Origin of the sequence: Streptomyces sp. NPDC091682 (assembly GCF_044756625.1) — a bacterium.
Taxonomy (GTDB): domain Bacteria; phylum Actinomycetota; class Actinomycetes; order Streptomycetales; family Streptomycetaceae; genus Streptomyces.
Window position 1 is genome coordinate 38,430 of record NZ_JBIVTH010000020.1, and the last position, 14,237, is coordinate 52,666.

Below are 14,237 nucleotides of genomic sequence, written 5' to 3' on the forward strand. Positions count from 1 at the left end.
TCGCGGACGACTGGCGGACGAATAAGCGCTTGCTCAGCATGCTGGGGGCGTATGCGTATGTCAACGGACCCCCGACTACGCTCGGCCGGGTGCCTCAGATTCCCGAGAAAATCCACGAGCTCACCGTCGGTCAGCTGTCCGCCCGTAGCGGCGCGGCCGTCTCGGCGCTCCACTTCTACGAGGCCAAGGGCCTGATCAGCAGTCGCCGCACCTCCGGAAACCAGCGTCGCTACACGCGTGACGCGCTGCGCCGGGTGGCCTTCGTGCGCGCCGCCCAGCGCGTGGGCATCCCGCTGGCCAGCATCCGCGACGCCCTGGCCCAACTCCCCGAGGAGCGCACCCCCAACCGCGAGGACTGGGCCCGTCTTTCCGAGGCCTGGCGCGCCGAACTCGACGAACGCATCACCCGACTCGGCCGTCTGCGCGACCACCTGACCGACTGCATCGGTTGCGGCTGCCTGTCGATGGAGACCTGTGCGCTGTCCAACCCGGACGACGCCTTCGGCGAGCGGCTCACCGGCTCGCGGCTGTAGCCACCGTCCGCACCACCAAGTCCCGGGCCGTCGAGACCAGTTCGGCGTTCGACCGGGCCGGCCGCCCGTCGGGCAGGTGCGTCACATCGCCCACGCCGGTCCGCACGCCGGTGCCGCACCGCGCGGCCAGCCGCAGCACCGGCCAGGAGGCTGCGTCCCGCCCGTACAGCAGCACCGGTACGGGAGGCAGCGCGCGCAGCCCCGCGACCAGAGCCGGATCGGCTGCCGCCAGCTCGGCCGAGAGCCGGACCCGCCGGGGATCGCGCACCGGCCAGGCCAGGAACCCGGCCAGTGGCTCCGGCCCGGCCGCACCGCCCAGCGGCACCACCGCGTCCACCGCGACCCCCCGTGCCAGCAGGGCCTGCGCGAGCTCCGCGGCGCCCGGCTGCCCGAAGCGGACCTCCGCCCGGTCCGGCAGCACCGTCCACGAAGCCACCCGCTCCAGCCGCCCCGCGGGATCGGGCTCGGCCGCGATCGACACCGGCACCGACAGCGCTACGCCGACCCCCGTACGCCGCAGCTCTTCCAGCACCGGTCCGACCACCCGCGGCGAGAGGCTCTCCCGCCCGCACGGCGTCCGCGGATGCACCAGCACCTCCCCGGCCCCTGCGCCGACGGCCGCGCGTGCCGATTCCGCCAGGGCCTGCGGCGACAGCGGCACGGCCGGGCCGTCCGCGGCGTTCCGCGAGCCGTTCACCGACGCCGACGCCGACGCCGACGCCGACGCCGACACCGACGCCGACACGCGCAACGGGCGCGACATCGGCGGCGGCCTTCTCACGCGGCTCCCGCCGAGGGGATGTCCAGCAGCGCCGGGGTGTCCACCAGGGCCGGTCTGGGCACCACGATCCCGCAGCCCGCGCACACCGGCCCGTCCCAGGCCAGCGCCCCCGCCCAGGGGCCGACCGGAGCCACCTCCGGCCAGTGCAGTTCGGTGTCCCCGCACACCGGACACGCCGTGCCCGGCGCCGACTCCAGTGCCCGCACCAGCCTGCGCAGCACCTCGCCCAGCGCCCCCTCCGGCCGAAACCCCGGATCCGCGCACCGCACCACCGCGTCCCCGCTCCCGCCCCACGCCCACTCCGGGCGGCGCAGCCCGTGGTGCTTCTCGCGCCGGCGGCGTTCCGCGAACTGGCGCTCGTACTCCAGCCAGACCGCCCGTGCGTCCTCCAGCTCCTCCAGGGCGGCGACCAGCCGCAACGGATCGGCCCCCCGGTCCTCCGGGGCGATCCCGTGCCGGTCGCACAGGTGCCACCACGTGGCCCGGTGCCCGTACGGCGCGAACCGCTCCAGGCAGCGGCGCAGCGAATGGCGCCGCAAGGCCCGGTCGTTGCGCGCGTCGCGCACTTGGTAGGCCAGACTCCGGAATCCCGCCATCACACCATCACCTCCGCCGATGTGCCCAACATGCCCGGCCGGAGGCGGGCGCATGCGGGGGCGGACGAGGCGTGCGGGTGGCACATGGCCAGAACTCAGCGCCCCATGCGCCCCGCTGTCACCACCACCCGGGCCAGTTCCTCGTGGCAGATGTCGCTGTGCGCCCCCGACGGAGCGCCGCCGCGCCGCACCACGGAGCCCGCGTCCACACTGACGCAACCGGACGTGGGCAGCCCCTCGCGCAGCACGGTGTCCAGGCCCAGCCGGGGCGCACCCGGGACCGCCTGGACTCCGTCGTGCCCGATGGCGCCCCACCGCTCGTTGAAACCCAGAAGTCCGGCCGAATCGCCTGCCATCCGGGAGGCCAGCGGGTAGAAGACCTTGAGGGCCGAGTCGTGCGCAGAATGGCAGGCGACCACCGGCCCGTCGACCCGGCGCTGGAGCCCGCGCAGGGCGCCGCCGTTGCCCTTGTCGTGCGGCAGCCGGTCGGCGAACGCGTAGTGGGAGAATGCCCCCTGGAGCAGGGTCACGGATTTCACGTACCGGGCCCGGTCCGGCACCGCGCGCAGGGAGAAGGAAACGACGCGCGCCCCGAAACTGTGCCCGATCAGATGGAACCGCAGGGCGGGACGGGCGGCCGCCAGCTGGGCCAGCACGGGGCCGAGGCCACGTTCACCGACCACGCCCGCCCGCTTCTTCATCTTGTAGTACGCGGCCTGCCGCAGCAGTTCCTTGGCGCCGCCCCACAGCCCGCGCAGCCCGCCGCCGACCGTGAGCCCCGGACCGTCGGTGCCCGCCGGATCAGCCGCGCCCGGCGCGCCCGCCCTGACCAGGGCGACGGAAAGGGCCCGGCAGACCTCCAGCACATCGTCCGTGAAGATCGCGGGTACCGACGGCGCGATCGCCGCGGGTACCGCGTCCACCCCCGCCAACTCGCGCACCAGGGCCCCGAACTCGATGAACGCGGCCGCGGAATCCGGCTGCTCCGCCAGCAGTTCCGCCACCCTGTCCAGCTCTGCCCGGCGCTCCGGCCAGAACTCCCCGAGCGCCCGGCGGGTGAGCGGGTCCAGTGCGCTGGCGGAGCCCGGTTCCGCGAGGACGCCCGGCGGGTCGAAGTCCGGTATCGGCTCGTCGGGGAACCGGATCGCGGGCCATACGACACCCACGTACCCCAAGCGCACCCCCGACCCCACCAGCTCCTGGAAGGGCGTGAAGAACCTCTCGTACAGGCGCGTCGCCGTGGACCGGTCGCTGTTCCAGCCGTGCGCGAACACCAGCAGGTCGGTCGCCTCCATCCGGGACACCGCGCCCTGCGTGACCCGGTCCACGTCCCCTTCGGAGTCGAAGGTCAGCTCCGCGTACGGCCGGACCCCGATTCCGATCCCGATCCCGAACCCGCCACCGACGTCCGCCATGACGTCCCCCTTCACGCCGTGCCTCCGGTGCAGCCAGCATCCTGCTGCGACGCCCGCCCGGCCAGCCCCCGGGCACGGTCGGATCACGGATACAGCAGGTACCCCTCGCGCACCGCCTCGAAGCGCGCCAGCCCGGCCGCCCAGTCACCCGCGACCTCGTCCACGTCCGCCCCGGCGTCCACCAGCGTCCGCACTCGGTCCGAGCCCGTGAGCCGGTCGATCCAGTGGTCCGCGCGCCAGCCGAAGCCGCTCCACGCCCGCCGCGCCGTGATCAGCAGGCCGACCCCGGCCCGTACCGGGTCGAAGGCCGCCCGGTCGTGCACGATCAGCCGGACCCCGCCGCACGCCTTCCCCACGTGCTTGGAGAAGGTCGGCGTGAAGTACGTCTCCCGGAACCACACCCCGGGCAGCTCCAGCGCGTTCGCCGCCTCCGCCCACCGCCGGTCGATCCCCTCCGCGCCGACCACCTCGAAGGGCGTGGTCGTCCCGCGTCCCTCGGAGAGGTTCGTCCCCTCGAACAGGCAGGTACCGGCGTACGCGAGGGCCGTGTCCGGGGTCGGCACGTTCGGGCTCGGCGGCACCCAGGGCAGCCCGGTCTCCCCGAAGAACGACCCCCGCCGCCACCCGGACATCGCCACCGTGCGCAGCCCGACCGGGCGGTCCGCCAGGAACTCGCCGTTGAAGAGCCGGGCCAGTTCGGCCACCGTCATCCCGTGCGCCAGGGCGATCGGCTCCCGGCCGACGAAGCTCGCGTACGGCCGCTCCAGCACGGGTCCCGCGACCCGCCGGCCGCCCACCGGATTGGGCCGGTCCAGCACCACCACCGTCTTGCCGGCGAGCGCGGCCGCGCGCATGCAGTCGTAGAGGGTCCAGATGTAGGTGTAGAAGCGCGCCCCGACGTCCTGGATGTCGAAGACGACGGTGTCGATCCCGGCCGCCGTGAACACGTCCGCGAGCCCCTGCCCGCTCTTGCCGTACGTGTCGTACACCGCGAGCCCGGTCGCCGGATCCCGGGAGGCCCCCTCCGAGCCGCCCGCCTGCGCCGTTCCGCGGAAGCCGTGCTCGGGCCCGAACACCGCAACCAGGTCGACCCGTTCGTCCGCGTGCAGTACGTCGACCAGGTGTCGGGCGTCGGCGGTGATCCCGGTGGGGTTGGTGACCACTCCGACCTTCTGTCCGGCCAGTGCGGCGTACCCGTCCGCGGCCAGCCGCTCGAATCCGGTACGCACCCGTCCGGCCGCCGCCGTGGCTCCGGCTGACCCGGCCGCCCCGCCCCCGGCTGCCCCGCCGGCCTCGGCTGCCCCGCCGGCCTCGGCTGCCCCGCCGGCCTCGGGTGCCCCGGCGGCCCTGGCGGAGCTGAGTTGCCCGGCCGCCCCCAGCACGCCGCCCGCCGATCCGATGGCCCCCGCCAGTCCCAGCACCCCGCGTCGCGACACCGTCATCCGGCCACGCTAGGCGTCGCGCCCCTTTCCTCCTGACATACCGACCGATTAGTCTGCCCGCGATCCGGCATCCGGCCGCAGGAGAGGTGGACCCCGTGAGCGCGTACCAGGACCAGCGAGTCGTCGTCACCGGCGCGGGCGGCGGCATCGGCGCCGCCCTCGCGCACCGCTTCGCGGACGAGGGCGCCACGGTGGTGGTCAACGACCTCGACCCAGCCAAGGCCGCCGCGGTCGCGGCCGCGATCGGTGCCCGGGCGATCCCGGTGCCGGGCGACGCCTCGGCGATCGTGGCCGAGGCCCGCGAGGCCCTCGGCGGCAGGGTCGACGTCTACTGCGCCAACGCCGGGCTCGCCTCGGGCGGCGACGCCTTCGCCGAGGAGGCCGTTTGGGAAGCGGCCTGGGACACCAACGTCATGGCCCACGTCCGCGCCGCCAGAGCGCTGCTGCCGGACTGGCTGGCGCGGGAGAGTGGCCGCTTCGTGTCCACCGTCTCGGCCGCCGGGCTCCTGACCATGATCGGAGCGGCCCCGTACAGTGTCACCAAGCACGGTGCGCTCGCCTTCGCCGAATGGCTCTCGCTGACCTACCGCCACCGCGGGGTGCAGGTCCATGCCATCTGTCCGCAAGGGGTGCGCACCGACATGCTGACCGCCGCGGGCTCGGCGGGCGAACTCGTGCTCGCTCCGACCGCGATCGAGCCGGAAGAGGTCGCGGACGCACTGTTCGACGGCATGGAGAAGGGCCGGTTCTTGATCCTCCCGCACCCCGAGGTCGCCGATTTCTACGCCGCCCGCGCCACCGGGCCGGACCGCTGGCTGAGCGGCATGAACCACCTCCAGCAGAAATGGGAGACCCGGTGACCCCTTCCCGGTACGCCGCCAAGCCGTGGCGCGGGCTGCTCGCCCCGGCCCAGCGGGCTCCCGTCGCACCGCCGCCCACCGTGCTGCACGCCTTCCGCGAGGCCGTCGCCCGGGCCCCCGAGCGCACCGCCCTGGCCTACTTCGACGGCCGGATCGGCTACGCGGAGGCCGACGAGCTCTCCGACTCCGTCGCCGGCCACCTCGCGGCGCGCGGCATCCGCCGCGGGGACCGGGTCGCCGTCATGCTGCAGAACACCCCGCACTTCGTGCTCGCCGTCCTCGCGGCATGGAAGGCCGGGGCCGTCGTCGTCCCGCTCAACCCCATGTACAAGTCCGGGGAGGTCGGGCACATCCTCCGCGATTGCGGGGCCGCCGCCCTGGTCTGCGACGGCGGCGCGTGGACGGCGTACCTGCGCGCGGCCGCGCGGGACACCGCCGTACGGATCGTGCTGACTGCGTCGGACCTGGACTTCCAGACGCGCGACGACCCGCGCGTCTTCGGCACTGCGCCGGACCGGGCCGCGGCCCCCGCCAGGCCGTTCGTACCCGCCCAGGCGGCCGCGCCCGACGCTGTGCCGGACGCCGCGCCCGACGCTGTGCCCGACGCTGTGCCCGACGCCGCGCCCGACGCTGTGCCCGACCGGGACCACCCGGCCGATCCGGACACCGCCGGCATGGCCGCGGACCTCAAGGTCGCCGACCTCTTCGCCGTGGCCAGCAGCAGGCGCCCCGCGCCGGACGACCCGGACCTCACCGCCGTCGACACCGCCCTCATCAGCTACACCTCCGGCACCAGCGGCACCCCCAAGGGCGCGATGAACCCGCACGGCGCGCTGACCTACAACGCCGTCCGGCAGGTGACCTCCCACCCCCTCCCCGAGGGCGCCACCTACTTCGCCCTCGCACCCCTCTTCCACATCACCGGCATGGTCTGCGAGCTCGCCGCCTGCCTCGCCAACGCCGGCACCCTGGTCCTCGCCCACCGCTTCGACGCCGGCGCCGTCCTCGACGCCTTCCTCGAACACCGCCCGGCCTACACCGTCGGCCCGGCCACCGCCTTCATGGCCCTCGCCGCCCACCCCGGGGTCACTCCGGAGCATTTCGCCTCGTTCCAGGTGATCTCCTCCGGCGGCGCCCCGCTCCCGCCCGCGCTCGTCGAGCGCCTGCGCGCCGCATTCGGCTTCTACCTCCGCAACGGCTACGGCCTCACCGAGTGCACCGCCCCGTGCGCCAGCGTGCCCGTACACCTCGAAGCCCCCATCGACCCCGCCTCCGGCACCCTCTCCGTGGGCCTGCCCGGCGCCGACACGGTGGTCCGCATCCTCGACGAGCGGGGCGCCGAGGTCCCCTTCGGCGAGACCGGTGAGATCGCCGTCCGCGGCCCGCAGGTGGTGGCCGGCTACTGGGGCCTGCCCGCGGAGTCCGCCAAGGCCTTCCCGGACGGCGAACTGCGCACCGGCGACGTCGGATTCATGGACTCCGACGGCTGGCTCTACGTCGTCGACCGCAAGAAGGACATGATCAACGCCTCCGGCTTCAAGGTCTGGCCGCGGGAGGTCGAGGACGTGCTCTACACCCACCCCGCCGTCCGCGAGGCCGCCGTGGTCGGCGTCCCCGACGCGTACCGCGGTGAGAGCGTGAAGGCGTACGTGAGCCTGCGCCCCGGCACCTCGGCGGAGCCGGCGGAGCTCGCCGCCTACTGCGCCGAGCGCATCGCCGCGTACAAATACCCGCGCCAGGTGGAGATCCTGCCTGTTCTTCCGAAGACGACCAGTGGCAAGATCCTGCGACGGGAACTGCGCGATCGAGGCTGAAAACAGTCGGACGGTCGTACAGCCGGTCGCAGTGACCAGGCAGGAACGAGGAAGGGAAGGTCAGCGCCATGGCGGCACGGACCACGGAACCCGCAGGCACGCACGAGGCCCCGGTACCGCAGCGGCTGCTGGCCGTCGCCACCCGGCTGTTCGCCGAGCGCGGCTACGACCGCACCTCGGTCCAGGAGATCGTCGAGGCGGCCGGCGTCACCAAGGGTGCGCTCTACCACTACTTCGGGTCCAAGGACGACCTGCTGCACGAGGTGTACGCACGGATGCTGCGGCTGCAGCAGCAGCGCCTGGACGCGGTGGCCGATTCCGACGCGCCCGTCGAGGAGCGGCTGCGCACAGCGGCCGCCGACGTGGTCGTCACGACCATCGAGAACCTCGACGACGCGATGATCTTCTTCCGGTCGATGCACCAGCTCAGCCCGGAGAAGTCCAAGCAGGTGAGGGCGGAGCGCCGGCGCTACCACGAACGCTTCCGGGCGCTGGTCGAGGAGGGCCAGCGTACGGGCGTGTTCTCCAGCGCCACCCCCGCCGACCTGGTCGTGGACTACCACTTCGGGTCCGTCCACCACCTGTCCACCTGGTACCGGGCGGACGGCCCGCTCACGCCGCAGCAGGTCGCCGATCACCTCGCCGACCTGCTGCTGCGCGCGCTGCGTCCGTAGCCCGAAGCCGAGGGCCCGTAGCCCCTCCGGCGCCCGACGGGTACGGGCCGGGGAACTACGGGCCGGGGGACTACGGGCTGCCGGCTAGGGGCCTTCGACTACGGGGCCACCTTCAGGAGCTTGTTCGCCGTGCCCGCCGACGGGTTGGTGACCGCTCCGGACGTGGCCGCCCCCGTCAGCGCCGCGGCCGCCTGCGCCGGAGTCGCGGACGGGTGCCCCGCCAGGTAGACCGCTGCGGCGCCGGCCGCGTGCGGGGCCGCCATGGACGTGCCGGAGATGGTCTTCGTCCCCGTGTCGCTGTCGTTCCAGGTGGACGTGATGTCCGAGCCCGGCGCGTACAGGTCCACCACGGAGCCGAAGTTCGAGAACGAGGACTGCTCGTCGTCGATCGTGCTGGACGCCACCGTGATCGCCTCGGTGACCCGGGACGGCGAGCCCTGGCCGGCGTCGGCCGACTCGTTGCCGGCCGCCACGGTGAAGGTGACGCCCGCGGCGACGGCCCGGCGCACCGCCTCGTCGAGGGCCTCGTCGGCACCGCCACCCAGGCTCATGTTGGCCACCGACGGCCCCGAGTGGTTCTTGGTGACCCAGTCGATCCCGGCGACCACCTGCTCGGTGGTGCCGGAGCCGTTGTCGTCCAGCACCCGCACCGCGACCACCTTCGCCTTCTTGGCGACCCCGTGCGAGGTCCCCGCGATGGTGCCGGCCACGTGCGTGCCATGGCCGTTGCCGTCGTCGGCGCTGTCGTCGTTGTCCACCGCGTCGAACCCGGACGTCGCGCGGCCGCCGAAGTCCTTGTGGGTGGTGCGCACGCCGGTGTCGATGACGTACGCCGTCACGCCCTCGCCGCCGCCGTCGGGGTAGGTGTACTTCTTGTCGCCCGCCTGTGCGGTCTGGTCGATCCGGTCCAGACCCCATGACGGCGGGTTGGTCTGGGTGGCGTTGATGGTGAACTTCTTGTTCTGCACGACCTTGCCGACGGCCGGGTCCGCGGCGAGCCGCTTCGCCTCGGTTTCGCTCAGGCCCTCGGCCGAGAAACCGTTGACCCCGGAGCCGTAGGAGCGCTTCAGTTCGCCGCCGTACTTGCGGGCGAGCTGTTCCTTGTTCGCGGATGCGTCGAGTATGACGACGTAACTCCCGCTGATCGCGCCGGGTGCGCCGAGGCCGTACACCGTGCCTTCGGCCGGGGTTGCCGCTCCCGCGAGGGGGGTGGCGAGCAGGGCCACGGCGGCCGCTGTGGCTGCTCCCGTACCGACTGCCGCGTACCGGAAACCGCGCGAGCGCTTGTGAGTTGCCATCTGGAGGGTTCTCCTCGTGTTGACGTTGGGGGCGTCAGACCTTCTGGAGAACCCTCTTCCGATTGACAGGCGCAAATCAAGAACGCTTTGGGGTTATGGGGTTGTTCAACAAGGTTTCTTAAAGGGTCCGCCGCACCGCCTTCACCTCGTACACAGGTTCCCGTGAACTCCCGCACGATTCCGACACGTTCACGAGCGGCCGACCGCGTACCGCTTCAACTCCCGCCGCGCCAACGACCGCTGGTGCACCTCGTCCGGCCCGTCGGCCAGCCGCAGGGTCCGCGCCGCCGCCCACAGTTCGGCCAGCGGGAAGTCCTGGCTCACCCCGCCCGCGCCGTGCAGCTGCACCGCGTCGTCCAAGATCCGCACCACCGCCCGCGGGGTCGCGATCTTGATGGCCTGGATCTCGGTGTGCGCGCCCCGGTTGCCGACCGTGTCCATCAGCCAGGCCGTCTTCAGCACCAGCAGCCGCAGCTGTTCCACCGTCACCCGGGCGTCGGCGATCCAGTTCTGTACGACGCCCTGGGCGGCCAGTGGCTTGCCGAAGGCGGTACGTTCCACCGCGCGCCGGCACATCAACTCGATGGCCCGCTCCGCCATCCCGATCAGCCGCATGCAGTGGTGGATGCGGCCCGGGCCGAGCCGGGCCTGGGCAATGGCGAAGCCGGACCCCTCTTCGCCGATCAGGTTCGCCGCCGGGACCCGGGCCCCGTCGAAGACCACCTCGGCGTGGCCGCCGTGGTCGTGGTCCTCGTACCCGTACACCGTCATGGCCCGGCGCACCTCGACCCCGGGGGTGTCACGCGGCACCAGGACCATCGACTGCTGGCGGCGCGGATCGGCGCCCTCGGGGTCCGTCTTGCCCATCACGATGAAGACCTCGCAGTTCGGGTTCATCGCCCCGGAGATAAACCACTTGCGGCCGGTGACCACGTACGCGTCACCGTCCGCCGAGCGCTCGATGCGGGTCTCGATGTTCGTCGCGTCCGAGGAGGCCACCTCGGGCTCGGTCATCGCGAAGGCGGAGCGGATCTCCCCGGCCAGCAGGGGCTCCAGCCACCGCTTCCTCTGCTCCTCGTTCCCGAACTGGGCGAGCAGCTCCATGTTCCCGGTGTCCGGGGCCGCGCAGTTGGTGGCCGTCGGAGCCAGGTGCGGGCTGCGGCCGGTGATCTCGGCGAGCGGCGCGTACTGGAGGTTGGTCAGCCCCGCGCCGTGCTCGGCATGGGGGAGGAAGAGGTTCCACAGGCCCTGGCGGCGTGCCTCGGCCTTCAGTTCACCGAAGACGGCCGGGGTGTCCCAGGGCGAGGCCAGCCGTGCGCGCTGCTCGGCGGCGACGGGCTCCGCCGGGTAGACGTACTCCTCCATGAACGCGAGCAGCCGCTCGCGGAGTTCCTCGGTCCGGGCGTCGAATGCGAAATCCATGGGTGGGTGCCTCAGCCTTCCTGGCGGTTCTGGAGCGTGGTCAGTCCGTGCTCGATGAAGACCGGGACCAGTTCGCCGATCCGGTCGAAGCCCGCCCCGACGGTCTGGCCCAACGTGTAGCGGTAGTGGATGCCCTCGAGGATCACGGCGAGCTTGAACCAGGCGAAGGCCGTGTACCAGGCGATCGCCCCGGTGTCCCGGCCCGAGCGGGCGGCGTACCGCTCGACGAGTTCGGCCGGCGTCGGATGGCCCGGCGCACCGCTCGTCGTACTGACCGGCGATCCGGTCAGGCCCAGGTCCGAGCTGTACATCACCAGCAGCCCGAGGTCGGTCAGCGGATCCCCGAGCGTGGACATCTCCCAGTCCAGCACCGCGCGGACGGTGTCGGGGCCGGACGGGGATCCGCCGATCAGGACGTTGTCGAGGCGGAAGTCCCCGTGCACCACGGTCGGGGCGGGGGAGTCGGGCAGCGTCCGGCCGAGCGCGCCGTGCAGCTCGTCGATCCCGGCGAGCTCCCGGCCCCGGGAGGCCGCGAGCTGCTTGCCCCAGCGGCGCAGCTGCCGGTCCAGGAAGCCCTCGGGCCGGCCGAAGTCGGCCAGGCCCACCGCTTCCGGGTCCACCGCGTGGAGGTCCACCAGGGTGTCCACCAGGCCCAGCACCGCCCGCCGGGTCCGCTCCGGGCCGATCGCGGCGAGCTGCTCGGCCGTCCGGTACGGCACCCCGTCCACGAACTCCATGACGTAGAACGGCGCCCCGAGCACGGCCTCGTCCTCGCACAGGAGCAGCGGCTCGGGCACCGGCACCGCCGTGCCGTGCAGCGCCTCGATGACCCGGTGCTCGCGCCGCATGTCGTGCGCGGTGGCCAGTACGTGGCCCAGCGGCGGCCGGCGGACCACCCAGCGGGCACTCCCGTCGGTGATCTCGTACGTGAGGTTCGACCGGCCGCCTTCGATGAGCCGGCCGCGCAGCGTCCCGGTCACGAGGCCCGGCCTGACCCGGTCGAGATGACCGCGCAGCCGCTCCAGATCCAGACCGCGCGGGTCGGCCGGGGCTGAGGTCATGGTGCGCACCTCCGTGCGATTCGACGAGACGGGAAGAAGGGCGACGGCGCGTCGGAGCGTCGTCGCGAGCCATCATGCCGACCAGTCGGTATGTCGTCTAGAGGTCGGGCGGAAAGAAAACTCCCCGCCCGCCGGCATCCACCGACATCCGGCGATGCCCGGTGCCGTCAGGCGTGGCAGAGGATCGGTGTTCCGCCGTTCATCACCGTCATGTCCGTCAGGACCGCCAGGATGTCCAGCGGCGCGCCCTCCGGCCGGCCGGCCAGTTCCGCGTACGCCCGGTGCACGTTCGCCACCAGCCGCTCGCTCTCCCGCCAGGAGCCGAACTCGCCGAGGTCGGCCTGCTGGGCCACCTCCAGCGGCGACAGCCCCTTCGCCCGCCCCTCCCGGGCGAGTTCGGCCACGTACCGCAGGTAGCGCTCGGTGGAGTCGTAGGCCGAGGGGTCGGTCAGGGGTCCGTGGCCCGGTACGACGGTCTCCGCATCCAGCGAACGCAAGCGCTCCAGCGCCCGCAGCGAGCCGGCGAGGGAACCCATCGCCAGGAACGGCGTCCCCCCAGCGAAGACCAGGTCGCCGGTGAAGACCACCCGCTGCCCGGGCAGCCACACGACCGAGTCCCCGGTGGTGTGCGCGACGCCCGGGTGGATGACCTGCACCTCCGTCGCGCCGACGTGCAAGGTCGCCCGGTCGCTGTAGGTGAGATCGGGCGGCACGATGTCGATCGCGCCGAAGTCCGTGGCGGGCCAGATCAGCTCCAGCTGGTGCCCGGCCGCGAGCTGCTCGGACCGTGCGTTGTCGTGCCCGAGGACCAGTGCCTCGGGGGCGAACACGCCGTTCCCGTACGTGTGGTCGCCGTGGTGGTGGGTGTTGACCACGGTGCGGGGGAGCGGCGCCCCGGCCGCCTGGACGGCGGCGCGCAGGGCCAGGGCCCGGCGCTCGGTGGCGGCGGTGTCCACGAGCAGGGTCCGGCCCCCGTCGGTCACGAATCCGGCGTTGTTGAGGCACCAGCCGCCGTCCGGCTGGACGTAGGCGTACACCCCCGGTGCCGGCTGGACGAGGTACGGCTCTTCGGCGGACATCTGCGCTCTCCCCGGGTCGCTTCCACGAACGGTCGGCATCCTGCCAGCCGTTGCCGCGCCGGGGGAGGGCGGGTGCCGCACCCGACCGGACCTCCAGCCGGCGGTCCGGTCGACGGTCCGGTCGGGAGCCGCTTCGGGAGTCCGGTCAGTGGTACCGGTCAGTGGTCGTCGTAGTGCCCGTCGTGCTCCGCGTGCCGGTGCCCGTCGTGCAGGTAGTCCACGTGATCGCCGTGCCGGACCGTTTCGTGCCCGCAGTCCGCCCCGTGCGCGTGCGCGTGGCCTTCGTGCGCGGTGTGCCCGCTGGGCTCGCACTCGTCCCAGTGCCCCGAGTGCTCCCGGTGCAGGTGGCCGTCGTGCGCGTAGTCGACGTGGTCGCCGTGCGAGACCGCCTGGTGCCCGCAGTCCGCGCCGTGCGTGTGCTGGTGCGTGGGGTGTTCGTGGTGCAGGGTCGTCATGGCGCCGAGGTTAGTGTGAATTGCCGGGTATCGCCCGTTCTGTCGTAGTGGCGCGGCGAAACGTGATCATCGCACCGGCCGGTGGCTCAGAAGATCACCGTGATCGCGAAAGCCGCGAATGCCACCGTGCACGCCACCACCGCCAGGGCCGCCCGCGGCGCGAGGTCCCGCGGCCGGCCGGCCGCCAGCGCCCGGATCCGCCGGTGCGCCACCCACAGGAACGCCAGCCAGATCAGCGCGATGGCCGCCGCCCCGGCCAGCTCCACCGGCGCGCCCGTCCCGCGCAACGCCTGCCGCACCGCCAGCACCGCCACCACCGAGGAGGCCAGCGTCGTGCGCCGCCATGCGAGCCGGGTCCGCTCGGGCTGGAGTCCGGCATCGCGGTCCGTGCCCGAGGTGCTCACCGGCCCGCGGTCCAACCCAGCAGCACGACCACCACCATCATCACCGCCACCAGCCCCACGCCCAGGCTCAGCAGCACCGGGAAGCGCGACAGCGGCAGGTCCTCACCCCGCCGCATCGCCCGCTCGCACCGCACCCAGTGGTTCACCGCCCGCAGCGCGCAGGCCGCGCCCACCGCGAGCAGCGTGAAGGCCATCCCGACCCGCACCCCCCAGCGCAGGTCCGGCAGGAACTGGTCGACGGCGAAACCGCCGCCCACCAGGGCCAGCGAGGTCCGGATCCAGGCGAGGAAGGTCCGCTCGTTGGCCAGCGAGAAGCGGTAGTCCGGGGTCTCGCCCTCGTCCCTCAGCCGCGAGGGTGCGAACCAGAGGCGCACGTCCTTGACGAAGTCGATCACCCGATAAA

General features: G+C 73.1%; 15 protein-coding genes. 4 read left to right on the forward strand and 11 right to left on the reverse strand.

The window, feature by feature from the left end; translation table 11 throughout:
- Positions 1-89 precede the first annotated feature (89 nt).
- Entirely contained in the window at positions 90-533 is a 444-nt protein-coding gene (gene soxR / locus ACIQK6_RS33920; protein WP_329103652.1) for a redox-sensitive transcriptional activator SoxR, read from the forward strand.
- Here soxR and ACIQK6_RS33925 read toward each other — a convergent pair.
- From ACIQK6_RS33925 to ACIQK6_RS33940, 4 genes are all read right to left on the reverse strand, one after another.
- Entirely contained in the window at positions 514-1,296 is a 783-nt protein-coding gene (locus tag ACIQK6_RS33925; protein ID WP_402696460.1) for a 3-keto-5-aminohexanoate cleavage protein, read from the reverse strand. The two genes, soxR and ACIQK6_RS33925, sit on opposite strands and share 20 nt — an antisense overlap.
- 14 nt (positions 1,297-1,310) lie before the next feature.
- The gene (locus tag ACIQK6_RS33930; RefSeq protein WP_329103656.1) at positions 1,311-1,910 is read right to left on the reverse strand and encodes a hypothetical protein; all 600 of its coding nucleotides are present in this window, start codon (positions 1,908-1,910) and stop codon (positions 1,311-1,313) included.
- Between the two features lie 95 nt (positions 1,911-2,005).
- Positions 2,006-3,325 carry a serine-threonine protein kinase gene (locus ACIQK6_RS33935; RefSeq protein ID WP_329103658.1) on the reverse strand — a complete coding sequence of 440 codons (1,320 nt, stop codon included), beginning with the start codon at positions 3,323-3,325 and terminating at the stop codon, positions 2,006-2,008.
- An 83-nt stretch (positions 3,326-3,408) separates the two neighbouring features.
- Positions 3,409-4,767: an exo-beta-N-acetylmuramidase NamZ domain-containing protein gene (locus ACIQK6_RS33940; protein WP_402696461.1), complete on the reverse strand. Its 1,359-nt coding sequence runs from the start codon at positions 4,765-4,767 to the stop codon at positions 3,409-3,411.
- Between the two features lie 95 nt (positions 4,768-4,862).
- Here ACIQK6_RS33940 and ACIQK6_RS33945 point away from each other — a divergent pair, with 95 nt between their 5' ends.
- From ACIQK6_RS33945 to ACIQK6_RS33955, 3 genes are all read left to right on the forward strand, one after another.
- Positions 4,863-5,627 carry an SDR family oxidoreductase gene (locus ACIQK6_RS33945; RefSeq protein ID WP_402696463.1) on the forward strand — a complete coding sequence of 255 codons (765 nt, stop codon included), beginning with the start codon at positions 4,863-4,865 and terminating at the stop codon, positions 5,625-5,627.
- Positions 5,612-7,441 carry a class I adenylate-forming enzyme family protein gene (locus ACIQK6_RS33950; RefSeq protein ID WP_402696465.1) on the forward strand — a complete coding sequence of 610 codons (1,830 nt, stop codon included), beginning with the start codon at positions 5,612-5,614 and terminating at the stop codon, positions 7,439-7,441. Before ACIQK6_RS33945 ends, ACIQK6_RS33950 begins: the two co-directional genes overlap by 16 nt.
- 68 nt (positions 7,442-7,509) lie before the next feature.
- Positions 7,510-8,115 (forward strand): TetR/AcrR family transcriptional regulator, encoded by a 606-nt coding sequence (locus ACIQK6_RS33955; protein WP_030010409.1) that lies wholly within the window; start codon positions 7,510-7,512, stop codon positions 8,113-8,115.
- 98 nt (positions 8,116-8,213) lie between these two features.
- Here the strand turns inward: ACIQK6_RS33955 and ACIQK6_RS33960 are convergent, their stop codons facing one another.
- The 7 genes from ACIQK6_RS33960 to ACIQK6_RS33990 form a co-directional block, all read right to left on the reverse strand.
- Entirely contained in the window at positions 8,214-9,413 is a 1,200-nt protein-coding gene (locus tag ACIQK6_RS33960; protein WP_402696467.1) for a S8 family serine peptidase, read from the reverse strand.
- 189 nt (positions 9,414-9,602) lie between these two features.
- Positions 9,603-10,835 carry an acyl-CoA dehydrogenase family protein gene (locus ACIQK6_RS33965; RefSeq protein WP_329103666.1) on the reverse strand — a complete coding sequence of 411 codons (1,233 nt, stop codon included), beginning with the start codon at positions 10,833-10,835 and terminating at the stop codon, positions 9,603-9,605.
- An 11-nt stretch (positions 10,836-10,846) separates the two neighbouring features.
- Entirely contained in the window at positions 10,847-11,896 is a 1,050-nt protein-coding gene (locus tag ACIQK6_RS33970; protein ID WP_329103668.1) for a phosphotransferase family protein, read from the reverse strand.
- Between the two features lie 167 nt (positions 11,897-12,063).
- Positions 12,064-12,975: an MBL fold metallo-hydrolase gene (locus tag ACIQK6_RS33975; RefSeq protein WP_329103670.1), complete on the reverse strand. Its 912-nt coding sequence runs from the start codon at positions 12,973-12,975 to the stop codon at positions 12,064-12,066.
- Between the two features lie 158 nt (positions 12,976-13,133).
- On the reverse strand, positions 13,134-13,430 hold the full coding sequence (locus ACIQK6_RS33980; protein WP_329103672.1) for a hypothetical protein: 297 nt from the start codon (positions 13,428-13,430) through the stop codon (positions 13,134-13,136).
- 86 nt (positions 13,431-13,516) lie between these two features.
- Positions 13,517-13,834 carry a DUF202 domain-containing protein gene (locus ACIQK6_RS33985; RefSeq protein ID WP_329103674.1) on the reverse strand — a complete coding sequence of 106 codons (318 nt, stop codon included), beginning with the start codon at positions 13,832-13,834 and terminating at the stop codon, positions 13,517-13,519.
- Positions 13,831-14,229, reverse strand: coding sequence for a YidH family protein (locus ACIQK6_RS33990; protein ID WP_402696471.1), 399 nt, complete (start codon positions 14,227-14,229; stop codon positions 13,831-13,833). The genes ACIQK6_RS33985 and ACIQK6_RS33990 overlap by 4 nt, the downstream gene beginning before the upstream one ends.
- Positions 14,230-14,237: the final 8 nt, after the last annotated feature.

Coding starts and splice junctions, on each gene's coding strand:
- ACIQK6_RS33925 (WP_402696460.1), bottom strand. CDS start 1,296: ATGTCGCGCCCGTTGCGCGTGTCGGCGTCGGTGTCGGCGTCGGCGTCG.
- ACIQK6_RS33930 (WP_329103656.1), bottom strand. CDS start 1,910: ATGGCGGGATTCCGGAGTCTGGCCTACCAAGTGCGCGACGCGCGCAAC.
- ACIQK6_RS33935 (WP_329103658.1), bottom strand. CDS start 3,325: ATGGCGGACGTCGGTGGCGGGTTCGGGATCGGGATCGGAATCGGGGTC.
- ACIQK6_RS33940 (WP_402696461.1), bottom strand. CDS start 4,767: ATGACGGTGTCGCGACGCGGGGTGCTGGGACTGGCGGGGGCCATCGGA.
- ACIQK6_RS33950 (WP_402696465.1), top strand. CDS start 5,612: ATGGGAGACCCGGTGACCCCTTCCCGGTACGCCGCCAAGCCGTGGCGC.
- ACIQK6_RS33955 (WP_030010409.1), top strand. CDS start 7,510: ATGGCGGCACGGACCACGGAACCCGCAGGCACGCACGAGGCCCCGGTA.
- ACIQK6_RS33960 (WP_402696467.1), bottom strand. CDS start 9,413: ATGGCAACTCACAAGCGCTCGCGCGGTTTCCGGTACGCGGCAGTCGGT.
- ACIQK6_RS33965 (WP_329103666.1), bottom strand. CDS start 10,835: ATGGATTTCGCATTCGACGCCCGGACCGAGGAACTCCGCGAGCGGCTG.
- ACIQK6_RS33970 (WP_329103668.1), bottom strand. CDS start 11,896: ATGACCTCAGCCCCGGCCGACCCGCGCGGTCTGGATCTGGAGCGGCTG.
- ACIQK6_RS33975 (WP_329103670.1), bottom strand. CDS start 12,975: ATGTCCGCCGAAGAGCCGTACCTCGTCCAGCCGGCACCGGGGGTGTAC.
- ACIQK6_RS33980 (WP_329103672.1), bottom strand. CDS start 13,430: ATGACGACCCTGCACCACGAACACCCCACGCACCAGCACACGCACGGC.